The following is a 15,918-nucleotide window of genomic DNA, read 5'->3' on the forward strand; positions in this document are numbered from 1 at the left end:
CTCTTTAGCTTGTAAGATCGCTTTAACACCATAATAGAAGCCACTATATGACTCTTTCATATCCTCAAGCATTTCTTTCTTTGAACGTAACTGTTCAATAATGCGGTAGGCTTGGTTTAATTTCTCTTCATCTGTATTGATCGTTTCTTGTTGATCTTTTAATTCTGTTTCTAAACGTTCATAAGCTTGTTTAACATCTGTAAGCTGTTGTTCAAACGATTCTTTTTGTTGTTCATATTCACTGAACTCAGTTTGTAAGTTTTCACGATCTTGAAGCATTTGGTCAAACCGGTCATCTAGACGGTTCTTACGTTCTTCAATTTGTTCGAGTTGTTTTTCCACTGAATGCTTCTCATTACGACTAGCTGCCTGTTCATTTAACAAATCAATATATTCAGCCTTATGCTGTTCAATGGTTTCCTCAATGTTTCCTTCACTAGATGCTAACCTGTCTTTTAAAGCTTTAATTTGTTGTTTCGTTTCATTACGTGAAGACTGCATAACAGCTAGTCGGGCTTCATGGTCTTCAATATCAAGTTTGATTTGGTCAACTTGGTCTGAATGGGTTTGAACATTACTTTCAAGTTTATCTTTACTTTCATCAAAATGTTTTAACCGTTCAGCTAAAACATTCTTCTGCCCTTCTAACTGTTCAATTTCTTTCGTTAAATATAACTTTTCATCTTGCCATTTATTAATTTGTTTCTCTAAAGAATGAATGATCTCGCGTTTCTCTTCTAAATTCGCATCATCTTGCTGAATGACTGCTTTTTCCGCTGCTAGTTGTTCTTTTAACTGCTCAATGGAATTTAATAAATGATTCCAATCAGTATGGATCGCTTCAATTTCAGCAACTAATAGTGAGACTTCTTCTTTTTCTAACTGGTCTCGTAAATCCAAATATTGTTTCGCTGTTTCAGCTTGTTTTTCTAAAGGTTCTAGTTGACCTTCGATTTCATGAATGATGTCTTCTACACGGCTTAAATTATCTTGTGTTTCGCTCAGTTTCTTTTGTGCATGTACTTTACGTTTTTTATATTTTAAAACACCAGCTGCTTCTTCAAATATGCTACGACGTTCTTCTGACTTTGAAGATAAGATTTCTTCTACTTTACCTTGGCTTATAATAGAAAATGCTTCTTTACCTAACCCGGAATCCATAAATAAGTCAGTAATATCTTTAAGCCGACAAGGTTGTTTATTAATTAAGTAATCACTATCGCCAGAACGATAGACTCGACGTGTGACAGCAACTTCATCATATTCAATCGGAAGTTGGTGATCGCGATTATCCAAAACTAACGTTACGTCTGCAACGTTTAACCCTTTACGTGTATCACTTCCGGAAAATATAACATCTTCCATCTTCGCTCCACGTAAAGACTTGGCTGATTGCTCACCTAATACCCATCGAATGGCATCGGTAATATTTGATTTTCCACTTCCGTTCGGACCAACCACCGCTGTTACACCAGGTACAAAGTCGACTGACACCCGTTCGGCAAATGACTTGAATCCAACAGTCTCTAACCTTTTTAGAAACATACCTTCTAACACCTACTTATAAATGCTACATTTTTAATTATAATCATACGATGACAACAATCTTGTAATATGTAATAATGTACTTAACATTTCAACCTGTATATTTTATCATAAATTAAGGGTTCACAGAAGGACGCAATACACGATTAGGAGGATATTCATGAACTTAAATGAGCCAAGTTATGAAAATTTGGAATATATTATCGAGGAATTAGCTAAACAATTACAAGTATTAAACGCTTCTATTTTAAAACCAGAAGATTATGATTTAGACCATTATCATGATATTAAAGATATTTATGACATGTTAAATGCTCAAGGGCAAGTTAGTGTCGCGGAGATTAACGCAATTATTACTGAGTTGAAAAAGTATCGTAAACAATAAAAATGACCCCAGTTAGAGTACAGTCTAGCTGGGGTTTCTTTCGTCCACTATTAGGTTAGTTTTGCTAACCCTTCTTTTGCCGCATCTTGTTCAGCTTCTTTTTTTGAACGTCCTCTCCCTGTTCCAATACGTTCTCCATTTAATGTAACAGAAGCAATAAATTCTCTGTTATGATCTGGTCCGATTTCGTCAACTATTTCGTACTCAACTGATTCACCATCTTTTTGGACGTGTTCTTGAAGCTGGCTTTTATAATCCATCACATGCGAAAAAGCACCTGGTTCAACATTCGGGAAGATGTGTTCTTCTAGGAAATCCAAAGCTGTTTCAAACCCTCGATCTAAATAAATTGCACCCATTAATGCTTCAAAAGCATCAGCTAAAATAGCAGGACGCTCACGACCGCCAGAAGCTTCTTCTCCCTTTCCTAAAAGCAAATAATCACTTAATTGTAATTCACGACTAAATTGTTCTAATGACGGTTCACATACTACATTTGCTCTGAATTTCGTTAATTCTCCTTCACTCATGTCTGGGTAAGCTCGGAACAGATGTTGAGACACCGTGAGTTCTAAAACCGCGTCACCTAAAAACTCAAGTCGTTCGTTATCTTCAAGTGAATCATCCTGATGCTCATTCACATATGATGTATGCATGAAAGCTTGCTTTAATAAATCTTCATTGTTAAATTGAATATTAAATTTTTGTTGAAAATGTTTACAATCCATAAGTTCCACCTTCTCTATTAACTTGAGAACAATACTTACATGTATTTATACTTTGCTTATGTATTCAATTTTAAGCATTTAAAATAGAAAATGAGGATGACTACTTTGCCATCCCCCTTTTTTTAAGTTACTGGGTGCTGTTTATGTAATTAACAGCATCACCTACTGTATTAATTTTCTCTGCTTCTTCATCAGAAATTTCCATATCAAACTCATCTTCAAGTTCCATGACTAATTCAACAACATCTAATGAATCTGCTTCTAGGTCATCTTTGAAAGAAGCACTCTCAGTTACTTTTGACTCATCAACGTCTAAACGTTCAACGATAATGTTTTTTACACGATCAAATACGTCTGCCATGTTGTTCACCTCCCTTCAAAGCGTAATTAATTATATTACATTACCATTCCACCGTCTACATGAATCGTTTGACCTGTCATATAGTTCGCATCGTCTGAGGCTAAAAAGCGCACAACTTTAGCGACATCTTCAGGATCACCAAGACGGTCTAACGGTATTAAATTATACATTTGTTGTTTAGCTTCATCAGACAATTCGTCAGTCATATCAGTTGCAATAAAACCAGGAGCTACAGCATTCACATTAACATTGCGCGCAGCTAACTCTTTAGCTACTGATTTCGTCATACCAATTACACCTGATTTAGCAGCAACATAGTTAGCTTGTCCTGGATTACCTGTTACACCAACAATTGAAGCTACGTTAACGATTTTTCCTGAGCGTTGCTTCATCATTTGACGCGTAACACCTTTAATGCAATTAAATACTCCTTTTAAGTTCGTATCAATGACTTCATCAAATTCTTCTTCTTTCATACGCATAAGTAAATTATCACGCGTAATACCTGCGTTGTTAACTAAAATATCTAACGAACCAAAATGGTCAACTGTTTGTTTAATTATATCTTTTACTTCATCAGAGTTTGAGACATTCGCTTGAACGGCAAAAGCATCTCGACCTAACTGCTTAATTTCATCAACTACAGCTTCTGCTTTATCCTTACTTCCAGCATAGTTTACGACGACATTGGCACCTTGCTTTGCAAGTTCAATAGCAATCGCTTTACCAATACCACGCGAAGCACCTGTAACAAGTGCCGCTTTACCTTCTAACATTAAGATTCCTCCTTAGCCCATTGAATAAACTCATTTAATTGATCAACATCTTGTATGTTAAATACTTTCGCACGACGATGGACTTTCTTCACTAAACCTGATAAAACTTTTCCGTGTCCTACTTCAACAAAAGCATCCACACCTTCATTGACCATATTTTCTAACGTCTTTGTAAACTGTACTGGTGAATACAATTGTTCTATTAACAATTGTTTAATTTCACTAGCATCTTGTACTGGCTTTGCAGTGACGTTAGCATAAACAGGAACTTGTGCGTCATGAAGGGCAACTCCACCAAGAACTTTTTGGAACTTTTCGCTTGCTGGTTGCATTAATTGTGAATGGAAAGGCCCACTAACGTTTAATGGTAACGCTCGTTTTGCCCCAGCTTCCTTCAACTGCTCAACAGCTTGCTCTACTCCTTCAACCGTGCCAGAAATAACTGTTTGACCTGGACAGTTATAATTCGCGACATTTACCGTAGCGCCGTTATTCGTAATATCTTGGGTGATCTTTAAAATTGTATCATCATCCAAGCCTAACACAGCTGCCATCGTACCTTGCCCTGATGGTACAGCCTGCTCCATTAACTTACCACGTTCATGCACAGCTTTCAGTGCATCTTCAAAGGATAAAGCACCTGCTGCATAAAGAGCACTATACTCACCTAAGCTATGTCCAGCTACCATTGCTGGCTCAATTCTCGCTTTCTTAATCTGCTCAAAAATAGCTACACTATTTAATAGCAAAGCAGGTTGTGCGTTTTCTGTTTTCGTCAGTTCCTCTTCTGGTCCATTTAACATTAGTTCTGTTAAAGAATAGCCAAGTACGTCGTTCGCCTGTTCAAATTTCTCTTTAACTTCGCTTGATTCACTATAAAAGCTTTGACCCATTCCAACAGTTTGTGAACCTTGACCTGGAAAAAGAAATGCAAATTTACTCATCATTGGACTCCTTCCCGCTCTCCATTGACTCGACATCTTTTTGAATTAAATGAACAACATCTTTTTCGACTAAGTCATATGTTTGTTTAATAGCACTAAATATTGCTCGTCCATTTGAAGACCCATGTGCTTTAATTACTGGTGCTGCGAGTCCAAACAAACCAGCACCTCCATATTCTGAGTAATCAAGTTGATCTTTAATACCTTTAAGGTCTGATTTAACCATTGCAGCAGCTAATTTCGTTTTCATATTTTGTGTAAACGTATCCTTAATCATTGAAAACATTGACAAAGCTGTACCTTCGATTGATTTCAACGCGATATTACCTGAGAAACCATCTGTCACAACGACGTCAGCAACGCCATCTAGTAAGTCTCTTGCTTCAACATTTCCGATAAAGTTAATCGGGGCATCTGACATAAGTTCATAAGCTTTTTTCGTCAGTTCTGACCCTTTTTGCTCCTCAGTGCCGACATTCAATAATCCGACTTTAGGTTTTTGAACGTTACGTACATTCTCAACGTAAATGGAACCCATAATCGCATATTGCAATAAATGTTGTGGTTTCGCATCAACATTCGCTCCTACATCTAATAGTAAAAAGCCTTTCCCATCAATTGTAGGTAAGGTCGGGGTTAATGCTGGTCGTTCAATGCCTTTAATTCGACCAACTTTAAATAACCCCGCACTCATTAATGCACCAGTATTACCTGCTGATATACAAGCATCTGCTTCATTGTTTTTAACAGCTTCAGCCATTAACACCATTGATGCATTTTTCTTTTTGCGAACGACGCGTACCGGTTCGTCATCATTCTCAATCTTCTCTGTCGTGTGGTGAATTGTAATTCGTTCGTATGTATCACCTAATAAAGGTTTTATTTGATCTTCATCACCATAAAGTGTAATTGATAATTCGTTATAATGTTCTATAGCTTGTTTCGCACCTTCTACAACAGCATTCGGTGCATGATCTCCGCCCATTGCATCGATAGCAATCTTCATAAACATGACTCCTTTTATTGTTCAGTCGATCTAAACATATGGAATTTTCCATAAAAAACTAATTCTTGATCGACGTAACTTGATACTTCGACAATCGTTCGTCCTTTATCGTCATCACCTTTAACATATGCTTTAGCAATGACTCGTTCATGTAATTTAACCGGTCTTGTAAAACGTATCTCAGAATTTGCCGTTAATGCTAGTTCATCATCTATTACAGCAACTGCAAGCGAGTTAGCTTGTGCAAATAAATGGTGCCCTCTTGCAATTTGGTTACGTGAAAATACGTGCTCTTCACTAATATCCAGTAGTGAAATAGCTGATTGATCAAGCTCTAAGTTGACAACCTCACCGATTACTTCGTCAAGAGGTAAAGCTTTAACTGTTTCATCCCACTGTTTTTGTGCAACATCTTTAATACGTTCACGAAGCTCTGGTATTGATAATTCTAAGCGATCAAGACGAATGGTTTGAATACTGACACCAAATTTCTTGGCTAAGTCTTCATCTGTAATAAATGGTGTGTCTTCTATAAGCTTTATGAGTTCTTCTTGTCTTTCCTTCTTTTTTCTTTTCATGCTATCCACCATCCGTTTTATGACTAGGTCCTAATAGTAATATATAATACGTTGGCGTAAGATGCAATCATTAATCAAAAATTCGTTCTTGAATTAAAGGATCGGACTCGATAAGTTGTTTTAACTTACTATATTCATCGTCTAACTCTAATTTACCTTCATTCATGACATTTACAGCATCTTGTCTAGCCACTTCTAGTGCTCTATAGTCTTCAACGATATTAGCGACTTTAAACTCGGGTAAGCCACTTTGCCTTTTCCCAAAAAAGTCCCCTGGTCCTCTAATTTGCAGGTCATGTTCTGATAACTCGAATCCATCTGTTGTCTCTGTCATGACGCGCATACGTTCTTTTCCGTTCTCGCTTTTCGGGTCAGCTAGCAAAATACAATAACTTTGTTCACTACCACGACCTACTCGCCCTCTTAATTGGTGTAGTTGAGCCAATCCGAACCGCTCAGCATCATAAATTACCATCGTCGTCGCGTTTGGAACGTTTACACCTACTTCTATCACAGTAGTTGAAACGAGTAATTGTATTTCATTATTAGCAAATTGTCTCATTAACTCTTCCTTTTCTTGAGCTGATAAGCGTCCGTGCATAAGACCAACATGAATTGAATCAGGCATCGTTGCGTTTAACTGTTCAAACACATCGACAGCATTTTGAATATCTAACTGATCTGACTCTTCAATTAATGGGCAAATGACATAAGCTTGATGTCCCTTATTAATTTGATCAATTAAAAACTGATGTACGCGCTCGATCATATTTTCTTTTGCCCAATACGTCTCAACTGGTAAACGCCCTTTTGGCATCTCATCAATTACTGATACATCCATATCACCAAAAGATGTAATGGATAACGTCCTAGGAATTGGAGTAGCTGTCATGAACAACACATCAGGAGTTAATCCTTTATCTCTTAACGTTTTACGTTGATTGACGCCAAAGCGGTGCTGTTCGTCAATGACTACTAATCCAAGTTGTTTAAAAATCGTTTCATCTTGAATTAATGCGTGAGTACCAACGAGTATGTCAACATCACCATTTTCAAGTCTTGTTAAAACCTCTTTACGCTTTTTACCTTTAATCGAGCCCGTTAACAACTCAACGTTCAACTGTTCGCCTAACAAGTCATTTAACGATTCCACATGTTGCTCAGCTAGAATTTCTGTAGGGACCATTAAAGCACCTTGCTGACTTGATAAAGCCGTCGCATACAACGCAATTGCTGCAATGACGGTTTTACCTGAACCAACGTCACCTTGTAAAAGACGATTCATTCGGTATTCGCCATTTAGATCATCTAATATTTCTTTTAACACGCGTTTTTGACTACCTGTTAAATCAAAAGGCAGTTGATTAACAAATTCCTTTAATACACTGTTGTCATACTGCTTTTGTGTTCCAATTGATTGAACTTTATTTTCTCTTCTAATGTATTGCATTTTTAGTTGAAACAAAAACAACTCTTCATAAATAAATCTTCTTTTTGCATGCTTTAAACTCGATTTTGAAGATGGTTGATGCAGCTCTTTAACAGCTGTCTGTCTTTGTGGAATTTTGTAGTTATGTAGGTATTTCTCCGGCAATATCTCTTCAATTTCTTCTACAGAAGATTTCAAGGCATACTTAATTAACTTCTTTAATTGAGCAATCGTTAACTTACCCTTTGTATGGTAAACCGGTTCAATTGAACTTGCTTCTTCAAAACTTTGGCGATGGAATTTATGCACGGTTAATTGTAATCGGTGCATATCCCACTTTCCTGTTAGCGTGACAGATTGTCCAACTTGTAACTGGTCTTTTAAGAAAGCTTGATTAAAAAATACGGCTTTAACTGCGACAACTCCAATTTGAATTGTGCACGATAATCGTGATTTTTTTCGACCATAAAACGAAACATTCGGTTGTGAGACAACTTCCCCTTGAATTGTAGCCACTTCTTCATGACTTAATTCTTCTAGCGGTTTTAATTCTAAGAAGTCATAACGAAAAGGAAAGTGGAAGAGTAAATCTCCCACTTTCAAAATATCTAGCAATGCTAGCTGTTCTTGAGTTTTTTCACCGACACTTGGTATTTGATTAACTGGTTCGTTAAACAATTTCGATCACTCGCTTCCCATCGCAGGTCCAAAAACTTTTTTAGCTAATTCTCTTCCTGTTGGTGTTGCTGCTAAGCCGCCTTCTGCTGTTTCTTTAAGAGCTGGCGACATACTTTCACCAATTCTAAACATAGCTCCAATAACTTCGTCAGTAGGAATTGTACTCGTCACACCTGCTAAAGCTAAGTCAGCTGATACAATCGCTTGAGAGGATCCCATAGCGTTACGTTTAACACAAGGTACTTCGACTAAGCCTGCAACAGGGTCACACACTAAGCCGAGCATATTTTTAAGTGTAATTGACATTGCTTCTGCTGACTGCTGTGGTGTACCACCTGCCATTTCTACAGCGGCTGCACTTGCCATACCTGCTGCAGAACCAACTTCAGCTTGGCAACCACCTGCCGCACCTGAAATTGAAGCATTATTCGCTACAACTTGACCGAATGCACCTGAAGTGAACAAAAAGCGAACCATTTGTTCACGCGTTGGATTTAAGCGAGGCTTTAATCCAAATAACACGCCTGGTACACACCCTGCACTACCAGCTGTAGGTGTTGCGCAGATTGTACCCATTGCTGCGTTCACTTCATTAGTTGCAACCGCTTTACTAACAACATCTAATAAAAGGTTACCCGATAACGTTTCTTGTTCAGCCATATACTTTTGGATTAATACAGCATCTCCACCAGTTAAGCCAGAGCGAGATTTAACACCTTCTAATCCATCATGAACAGATTTCTCCATAATATCTAAATTATGACCCATTTGAGCAAAGATCTCTTCTCTAGGTTTTCCAGTCTCTTCTACTTCTTGCCTAATCATCAATTCTGAAATAGGAACCTCTAATTTTTCTGCTTGCTCGACTAATTCACTGACGTGTTTAAACAACATGACACTCAATCCTTCCCCTTATTCTGAGATTGTAACAACTTGCATGATATGATCACATTTATTCAACTCATCCATAATGTGGTCAGGAATTCTTTCATCAGTTTCGATAATCATCATCGCGTCTTTTCCTTCTTCTTTCCTTGCTACTTCCATGTGACCGATGTTAATTTCATGCTCAGCTAGAACGTTCGTAACTGCGGCAATAGCTCCAAAACGGTCATTATGCATAACAAGGATCGCCGGTGATTGGCCAGTTAAACGTAATTCAAAACCGTTTAACTCTGTAATTTCCGCCTTTCCACCACCAATAGAAATTCCGACAAGTTCAAAATCTCCATCTTCATCTCCCATTTGGATACGTGCAGTATTAGGGTGATCTGATGACCCATCTTCTTCTATAAACTCTATATCTAAATTCGCTTCTTTAGCTAAATTTAAAGCATCTTTTATTCTTTCATCATACGTGCTAAACCCTAGTATTCCTCCTACTAAAGCTACGTCTGTACCGTGGCCTTGATAAGTTTTAGCAAAAGACCCATACAAATGAATTTTCGCCCAATCTGGTTGACGGCCGAATAATTCTCTAGCCATCTTCCCAATACGTGCAGCACCTGCAGTATGAGAGCTTGAGGGTCCAATCATTACTGGACCGATAATATCAAAAACAGATCTAACTTCATAACGGACACGCTCCTTTGTCTCCTCTATCTATCTTCATTTTATCGTTAATTCGTTAAAATTCCAACACTTATTCGTTTTGTTTCAAACTCATTGTGTTGATAATCTTTCAATTTCTATTTATAATATGCTTTGGGTTTTAAGAACTCGGGTGGGCGAGGGCTTTACAAACAAAGAAGGAGTACTCATGAAAAATTGGCCTAACAATCGTTGGTTAAACGAGGTCGTTGCCGGTTTAATCGGTTATTTAACAACGGTTTATATCGTCGTTGTTAACAGTGCCATTTTAAGTGATGCTGGTATTAATCGAGAAGATGCTATGATTGCAACTATACTAGCGAGTACGGTTGGTTGTATTTTAGTCGGTGTTTGGGCTAAAGTACCGATCATAATCATACCTGGTATGGGGGTTAATGCGCTTTTTGCATACTCTATTGTTCAACAGTACGATTTCACTTATGAACAAGGGTTAGGGGTAGTCGTTGTTGCAAGTTTAATATTCTTAATAACAGCTATTACACCATTAGGAAAGATGTTTAAAAAAGCGATTCCTGATGCATTAAAACATGGCATTACAATCGGTTTAGGATTATTCCTCGTATTAATCGGCTTGGAAAACGGTGGGTTAATTGTAAGTGGTGATTATTCCATAATAGCATTAGGAGATTTCTCATCTCCTTATGTTGTTGTTAGCTTACTTTGCTTACTTGTCGGTGTGATTTTATTTGTCAAAAATGTTCCGGCGAACTTTTTAATCACAATGGTAATTGGAACATTAATTGCTTATATGTTCGGCGTCTTAGACACAGAACCTACGACAATTACAACTGAAAGTATTGCTAACTTTATGGTATTCCCTACTTTCGATCACATATTCGAATTAACGTTTTGGATTGCTGTTTTACCACTAGCAATCGTGTTAATTTTTGAAAGTATGGGATTACTACACGGCCAATTGGATATGGTAAACCGTCATGATGCTTTCCACAAAGCGAATAAGAGTAGTGCCGTTGCCGCTACATTTAGTGGTTTCTTCGGTACTTCACCGACAATTCCAGCTGCCGAAACAGCTGCAGTAATCGCTGCGAAAGCCAAAACAGGACTGACGAGTATCGTCATCGGTATAATGTTTTTAGGAACGTTCTTCTTAATACCTTACATCTCATTAATACCAGCAAATGCGATCAGTCCAATCTTAATCATAGTCGGTGTACTAATGATGCAAAACATTAAGCATATTAAAGTAGACGATTTAACCGAAGCTTTTCCTACATTTTTAATTATGTTTATGATTCCATTTACGTATAGCATAGCCGATGGAATGGCATTCGGTTTCATTGCATATCCAATTGTTAAAATTGTAGCTGGCCGAAAAGACGAAGTAACACCACTGTTAATCATCATTTCTAGCTTGTTTTTACTCGAATTCTTAATTAAAGGTTTCATTTAAGTAAACCCTCCCTAACGAAGTTCGCTAGGGAGGGATTTTTTAGAAGTTAACGGTGTCATTAAACACATTGTTTATTGAAGATCGTAACTTATCGTTAATAGAATGGTAGAGATTAAAAACATGGTCAGAACACCTAAAATAACCGCAGTCTTAACTGATAACATATGAGCGATAGCACCTAAAAGCAACGTTAGTAAGATTATGAGCATTGCTTCAAACAACCCAAATACACTTCTTACCCTTCCCATAACTTCAATTGGTATATTATTTTGATAAAAGGTGAGAAAGCCTGTATTTGCAAATGCAATAAAAAATGCCAAAAAGAAAAATCCAAACGCTGCAACTATAAAGACCTCAGAAAAAGCGTATATTACATAACCCATTGAAACAAATACAGTACCTAAACCAATTAAAACAAAAGTCTTTAGATGATTAACAACTAATGAATTTATAATTGCCCCTATTACAATACCCGAACCAGCTATCGATACTAAAAAACCATACTCACTGTCTGTCAACAGTAAGACTTCCTTTGCGAACGCAGCTTCAAGAGAGTCGATCGCACTAGCCATTATGATCATAACAAAACTAAATAAAAAATATATAACCATTACTTGAGTATGCGAGCGTGAGTATTGTATAACTTGTGCTAAATCGCTTTTAATTAATTTTAAGGATAGTTCGCCTAGATTGAATGAACGCAAATGGTCTTTTTCCAAATTAGGCATAAAGCTAGTTATGATTGCAGAGATTAACAAGGCGATTGAGTTAATATAGACAGCAATATAAGGGGATCCAACTATAAATAAAACACCTGCAATGGCAGGTCCAATTAAAAAAGCTCCAGATGTAACTAAACTTAACAAGGAATTAAACCGTTTTCGATCTTGATAAGGGATTAGTTTGGTCACATACGTCATCGATGTTGGTTCAAAGACTGAGCTAGCTACATTAACTAAAAAAACAATTAAATAAATAAAACCTAAAGACGTTAAAAATGGTAAAATAAATATTAAAGTTGCTTTCAATAAGTCTAGTAAAATCATCAAATACTTTTTATTCAACCTGTCAATAAAAGAACCAGCCCAAATATTTGTGCACAATGTAGCTAATGGTTTAATGATATAAAGCATGGATACGGCTAAAGGAGAGCCTGTCATTTCTAATACGATTAAATTAAGAGATATGAAATATACCCACTCACCAACACTTGAAGTGCCGATTCCGAACAATAAGATAATAGAATACTTTCAAGAAACTAATCTCTTCATTATCTAATCCCCTCCTCATTAAAAATGCAAAAAAACCCCCAAGGCCTTAACCTTGAGGGCAGGAATATAAAATCCGCGGTGCCACCTCATTTTGATTATATGTCGCCATATAAACCTTTGAAGTACAAATTATTACTCGCGCTCTATAACAGGAGCACCTGTCACACTATCATTTTACAATTCCAGCATGATGCTCAGAGACTTGTTTCAACGACATTTTCATACCCTTTCTCAGCATACAAGAGCTCTCTGTCATGATTGAATCTCGTTTACTTCTTCTCATCATCGCATGTTTTAATATAAAATTTCACTTATATTATCATGAACAGAAATAAATTACAATAGTTTGTTTTTTAAAAGATCTAAATCAACCCTTTTGATGCCTGTTAAGGACACCTCTTATTTATGCCATAGGATATTATGTATTTTAAATTTCCATGGTGAAGCACATAGTTGACCAACGGTTCAGGTAAAAGACATCCTACCATTTAAGTAATATTGTACAAACTACCCCAACATATATTTTAGAGCCACATTTTAAAGCCAAATATTTTGTAGCCTGCTTAAACATAAAAAGAGCCCAATTTCTTGGGCTCCTTTGAATGCATATAAATTATAATATTACTCCACAGAAAAGATATATGAATAAATCGGTTGGTTTCCTTTATGCACTTCTACTTCAATTTCTTCAAAATGCTTTTCGATATATTCTTCGATTTGATCTACTTCTTCGTCAGTTCCTTCTTCACCTTGTAAAATAGTTACAATTTCATCTTCTTCATCATCAACAAGGTTGTTTAACAATTCATAGATCGCTTCCATTTTATCGCGGTTCACTGCTTGAATTGAGCCGTCTAAAATGCCCATGAAATTACCTTCTTCTATTTCACGACCGTCAATTTGTGTATCTCGAACTGCATAAGTGATCTGACCAGTTTTAACAAACTGCATTGCTTCAGTCATTGCTTTTTGATTATCTTCAAGAGAAGCTTCTAAATTCAGTGCTAACATGGCACTCATACCTTGAGGCACTGTCTTCGTTGGCACCACTTTAACGTTAGCATCTGCTAATTCTTCAGCTTGTTCTGCAGCCATCACGATATTTTTATTATTTGGTAGGACTAGTACATGATCAGCATATGCCTTATTAACTGCTCCAACAATATCTTGTGTACTTGGGTTCATTGTTTGTCCACCTTCAATGACGACTGTTGCGCCCAGGCTTTCAAACATTTCTTTAATTCCATCCCCCATACCAACTGTTACGACAGCTAAATTTTGACGTTTAGCAGGGGATTCTTCTTTAGTTTGTTCCCCGACAATTGATGTATGTTGTTCACGCATATTTTCAATCTTAATATTAATTAAGCTTCCAAACTTTTGACCTAGTGTCATCGCTTCACCAGGATATTCAGCATGAATGTGCACTTTCACAACTTCGTCATCTGATACAACTAATAAAGAATCACCATGTTCGCTTAACTCATTACGATATTGTTCTTCATCGAATGGGTTGTCTTTTAACTTATCTTCTTCAAACTTAACCATGAATTCAGTACAGTAACCGAATTCAATATCTTCTGTCTCCATGAAATCTTGGTGCATTTTATGGTGTTCAGCACTTACTAAATCATCAAGTGAAGGAGTAGAACTAACTTCTGGCACTTCTTCACCTTTCAATGACGCTAAGAATCCTTCATACACTGTCACTAGACCTTGTCCACCACTATCTACTACTCCTACTTCTTTTAATACCGGAAGTAGATCTGGTGTACGCTCTAATGAAGCTTTTGATTCTTCTAATACTTGTTCAAAGAACGAAATTAGGTCATCAGTTGAATCAGCAGCTTCTACACCTTTTTTAGCAGCATCTTTCGCAACTGTTAGAACAGTACCTTCCACTGGTTTCATGACCGCTTTATAAGCAGTTTCAACACCAGCTTCTAAAGCTTGTGCTATGTCATTTGTCGTCAAAGTTTCTTTTTCTTTAACACTTTTAGAAAAGCCACGGAACAATTGAGAAAGGATAACACCAGAGTTACCTCTTGCTCCCATTAATAAACCTTTAGCTAAAGCGTTCGCCACTTCGCCTATATGGTTATTAGTTACTTTTTCGACTTCAGACGCACCTGAAGTCATCGTTAAATTCATATTTGTTCCAGTATCACCATCTGGTACTGGAAAAACGTTCAAGGAATCAATCATCTGTGACTGATTAGATAGATGATTAGCACCTAGCAAAATCATCTGTGCGAATTTCTCACCATTTAAAGTATGATTAGACACACTATTTCCTCCTTCATCCACAACAATCCTCTATGTAGTTACGCGTACACCGTGAATAAAAATATTAACTGATACAACATCTAGACCAACCATTCGCTTTAGTGCATATTTCACCTGGTTTTGAACGTTGTGAGCTACTTCAGATACTTTCGTTCCGTAGCTGACGATAATATACATATCAATATTTAAATCACGATCTTCTTGTCTGACTACAACACCTTTTGTGAAATTTTCTTTACCAAGAATTTCAGACAAGCCATCTTTAAATTGTTTTTTCGAAGCCATACCAACTATACCATAGCATTCCATAGCTGCGCCACCAGCAATTGTAGAAATAACTTCCTTGGAAACTGTTACCTGACCATAATTGTTTTGAAATTCAACTGACATATCCATCCTCCTTGATTCGTGACCATGACTATGGCTATTTTACTACAACATAACATATTTTAAAAGCGTATTCACAAGAGAACAACGTGTCAAGTGTAAAAACTTGATAAACAAGTTATTCAATCGTTGAAATACTCGTAGCCATATGATAAAGTAGAAAAGTGATTTAAAAGAGATGATGCAGGAGGGATTTTATATGGCTCGTAAATGCCAAGTGACAGGACGCAAAACGTCAACTGGTAACCATCGTTCACACGCGATGAATGCCAACAAACGTAAATGGAAATCAAACGTACAAAAGGTACGTATTATGGTAGACGGTAAACCTCAGAAAGTTTATGTTTCTGCACGTGCTTTAAAATCTGGTAAAGTACAACGCGTATAATGCGATCAGAACACGTAAAAAGGGCTGAAGCTTAAAAGATTTTTTTCCTTTAAGCCAGCCCTTTTTTACGTCCTAATCCTTCTTAATGAGTCCCATCATTGATCTGACGATACCTCCTAAAAATCTAGGAAGCT

16 protein-coding genes and 1 other annotated feature are annotated in these 15,918 nt (G+C 36.9%); of the genes, 3 read left to right on the forward strand and 13 right to left on the reverse strand.

Annotated elements, in window-relative coordinates; translation table 11 throughout:
• On the reverse strand, nucleotides 1–1,545 hold a 1,545-nt coding region (locus tag A194_RS0107935), incomplete at its 3' end, for a chromosome segregation SMC family protein (RefSeq protein ID WP_017186319.1).
• Between the two features lie 160 nt (nucleotides 1,546–1,705).
• On the opposite strand from A194_RS0107935, the gene A194_RS0107940 reads away from it, so the two are divergent.
• Nucleotides 1,706–1,930, forward strand: a complete 225-nt coding sequence (locus A194_RS0107940) for a DUF1128 domain-containing protein (protein ID WP_017186320.1) — start codon at nucleotides 1,706–1,708, stop codon at nucleotides 1,928–1,930.
• Between the two features lie 50 nt (nucleotides 1,931–1,980).
• On the opposite strand, the gene rnc is transcribed toward A194_RS0107940, so the two are convergent.
• From rnc to sdaAB, 9 genes are all read right to left on the reverse strand, one after another.
• Complete coding sequence (gene rnc, locus A194_RS0107945) at nucleotides 1,981–2,658, reverse strand: ribonuclease III (RefSeq protein WP_017186321.1); 678 nt, start codon at nucleotides 2,656–2,658, stop codon at nucleotides 1,981–1,983.
• Between the two features lie 127 nt (nucleotides 2,659–2,785).
• On the reverse strand, nucleotides 2,786–3,019 hold the full coding sequence (locus tag A194_RS0107950) for an acyl carrier protein (RefSeq protein WP_017186322.1): 234 nt from the start codon (nucleotides 3,017–3,019) through the stop codon (nucleotides 2,786–2,788).
• A 35-nt stretch (nucleotides 3,020–3,054) separates the two neighbouring features.
• Nucleotides 3,055–3,795 (reverse strand): 3-oxoacyl-[acyl-carrier-protein] reductase, encoded by a 741-nt coding sequence (gene fabG, locus A194_RS0107955; RefSeq protein ID WP_017186323.1) that lies wholly within the window; start codon nucleotides 3,793–3,795, stop codon nucleotides 3,055–3,057.
• Nucleotides 3,795–4,739: an ACP S-malonyltransferase gene (gene fabD / locus A194_RS0107960; protein WP_017186324.1), complete on the reverse strand. Its 945-nt coding sequence runs from the start codon at nucleotides 4,737–4,739 to the stop codon at nucleotides 3,795–3,797. The genes fabG and fabD overlap by 1 nt, the downstream gene beginning before the upstream one ends.
• Nucleotides 4,732–5,745, reverse strand: coding sequence for a phosphate acyltransferase PlsX (gene plsX / locus A194_RS0107965; RefSeq protein ID WP_017186325.1), 1,014 nt, complete (start codon nucleotides 5,743–5,745; stop codon nucleotides 4,732–4,734). The genes fabD and plsX overlap by 8 nt, the downstream gene beginning before the upstream one ends.
• A 14-nt stretch (nucleotides 5,746–5,759) precedes the next feature.
• The gene (gene fapR, locus A194_RS0107970; protein ID WP_017186326.1) at nucleotides 5,760–6,323 is read right to left on the reverse strand and encodes a transcription factor FapR; all 564 of its coding nucleotides are present in this window, start codon (nucleotides 6,321–6,323) and stop codon (nucleotides 5,760–5,762) included.
• A 70-nt stretch (nucleotides 6,324–6,393) separates the two neighbouring features.
• Entirely contained in the window at nucleotides 6,394–8,430 is a 2,037-nt protein-coding gene (recG, locus tag A194_RS0107975; protein WP_017186327.1) for an ATP-dependent DNA helicase RecG, read from the reverse strand.
• Between the two features lie 6 nt (nucleotides 8,431–8,436).
• Nucleotides 8,437–9,321 (reverse strand): L-serine ammonia-lyase, iron-sulfur-dependent, subunit alpha, encoded by an 885-nt coding sequence (sdaAA, locus tag A194_RS0107980; RefSeq protein WP_029425083.1) that lies wholly within the window; start codon nucleotides 9,319–9,321, stop codon nucleotides 8,437–8,439.
• A gap of 21 nt (nucleotides 9,322–9,342) precedes the next feature.
• Nucleotides 9,343–10,032 carry an L-serine ammonia-lyase, iron-sulfur-dependent subunit beta gene (gene sdaAB / locus A194_RS0107985; RefSeq protein WP_272942207.1) on the reverse strand — a complete coding sequence of 230 codons (690 nt, stop codon included), beginning with the start codon at nucleotides 10,030–10,032 and terminating at the stop codon, nucleotides 9,343–9,345.
• Nucleotides 10,033–10,189: 157 nt separating this feature from the next.
• Here sdaAB and A194_RS0107990 point away from each other — a divergent pair, with 157 nt between their 5' ends.
• On the forward strand, nucleotides 10,190–11,452 hold the full coding sequence (locus tag A194_RS0107990) for an NCS2 family permease (RefSeq protein ID WP_017186330.1): 1,263 nt from the start codon (nucleotides 10,190–10,192) through the stop codon (nucleotides 11,450–11,452).
• Between the two features lie 71 nt (nucleotides 11,453–11,523).
• On the opposite strand, the gene A194_RS0107995 is transcribed toward A194_RS0107990, so the two are convergent.
• The 3 genes from A194_RS0107995 to A194_RS0108005 form a co-directional block, all read right to left on the reverse strand.
• Nucleotides 11,524–12,684 carry an MFS transporter gene (locus A194_RS0107995; protein WP_017186331.1) on the reverse strand — a complete coding sequence of 387 codons (1,161 nt, stop codon included), beginning with the start codon at nucleotides 12,682–12,684 and terminating at the stop codon, nucleotides 11,524–11,526.
• A 90-nt stretch (nucleotides 12,685–12,774) separates the two neighbouring features.
• Nucleotides 12,775–13,018: a binding site (T-box leader), on the reverse strand.
• A gap of 326 nt (nucleotides 13,019–13,344) precedes the next feature.
• A complete protein-coding gene (locus tag A194_RS0108000; RefSeq protein ID WP_017186332.1) occupies nucleotides 13,345–15,009 on the reverse strand; it encodes a DAK2 domain-containing protein in 1,665 nt (554 codons plus the stop codon).
• 30 nt (nucleotides 15,010–15,039) lie between these two features.
• The gene (locus tag A194_RS0108005) at nucleotides 15,040–15,399 is read right to left on the reverse strand and encodes an Asp23/Gls24 family envelope stress response protein (protein ID WP_017186333.1); all 360 of its coding nucleotides are present in this window, start codon (nucleotides 15,397–15,399) and stop codon (nucleotides 15,040–15,042) included.
• Nucleotides 15,400–15,595: 196 nt separating this feature from the next.
• Here A194_RS0108005 and rpmB point away from each other — a divergent pair, with 196 nt between their 5' ends.
• Nucleotides 15,596–15,784 carry a 50S ribosomal protein L28 gene (rpmB, locus tag A194_RS0108010; RefSeq protein ID WP_017186334.1) on the forward strand — a complete coding sequence of 63 codons (189 nt, stop codon included), beginning with the start codon at nucleotides 15,596–15,598 and terminating at the stop codon, nucleotides 15,782–15,784.
• The last annotated feature ends 134 nt before the right edge of the window (nucleotides 15,785–15,918 follow it).

It is taken from the genome of Alkalibacillus haloalkaliphilus C5, assembly GCF_000269905.1.
In the GTDB taxonomy this organism is placed as follows: Bacteria; Bacillota; Bacilli; order Bacillales; family Alkalibacillaceae; genus Alkalibacillus; species Alkalibacillus haloalkaliphilus_A.

Coding starts and splice junctions, on each gene's coding strand:
- A194_RS0108005 (WP_017186333.1), bottom strand. CDS start 15,399: ATGTCAGTTGAATTTCAAAACAATTATGGTCAGGTAACAGTTTCCAAG.
- A194_RS0107940 (WP_017186320.1), top strand. CDS start 1,706: ATGAACTTAAATGAGCCAAGTTATGAAAATTTGGAATATATTATCGAG.
- fapR (WP_017186326.1), bottom strand. CDS start 6,323: ATGAAAAGAAAAAAGAAGGAAAGACAAGAAGAACTCATAAAGCTTATA.
- fabD (WP_017186324.1), bottom strand. CDS start 4,739: ATGAGTAAATTTGCATTTCTTTTTCCAGGTCAAGGTTCACAAACTGTT.
- fabG (WP_017186323.1), bottom strand. CDS start 3,795: ATGTTAGAAGGTAAAGCGGCACTTGTTACAGGTGCTTCGCGTGGTATT.
- rnc (WP_017186321.1), bottom strand. CDS start 2,658: ATGGATTGTAAACATTTTCAACAAAAATTTAATATTCAATTTAACAAT.
- A194_RS0107990 (WP_017186330.1), top strand. CDS start 10,190: ATGAAAAATTGGCCTAACAATCGTTGGTTAAACGAGGTCGTTGCCGGT.
- A194_RS0107950 (WP_017186322.1), bottom strand. CDS start 3,019: ATGGCAGACGTATTTGATCGTGTAAAAAACATTATCGTTGAACGTTTA.
- plsX (WP_017186325.1), bottom strand. CDS start 5,745: ATGAAGATTGCTATCGATGCAATGGGCGGAGATCATGCACCGAATGCT.
- rpmB (WP_017186334.1), top strand. CDS start 15,596: ATGGCTCGTAAATGCCAAGTGACAGGACGCAAAACGTCAACTGGTAAC.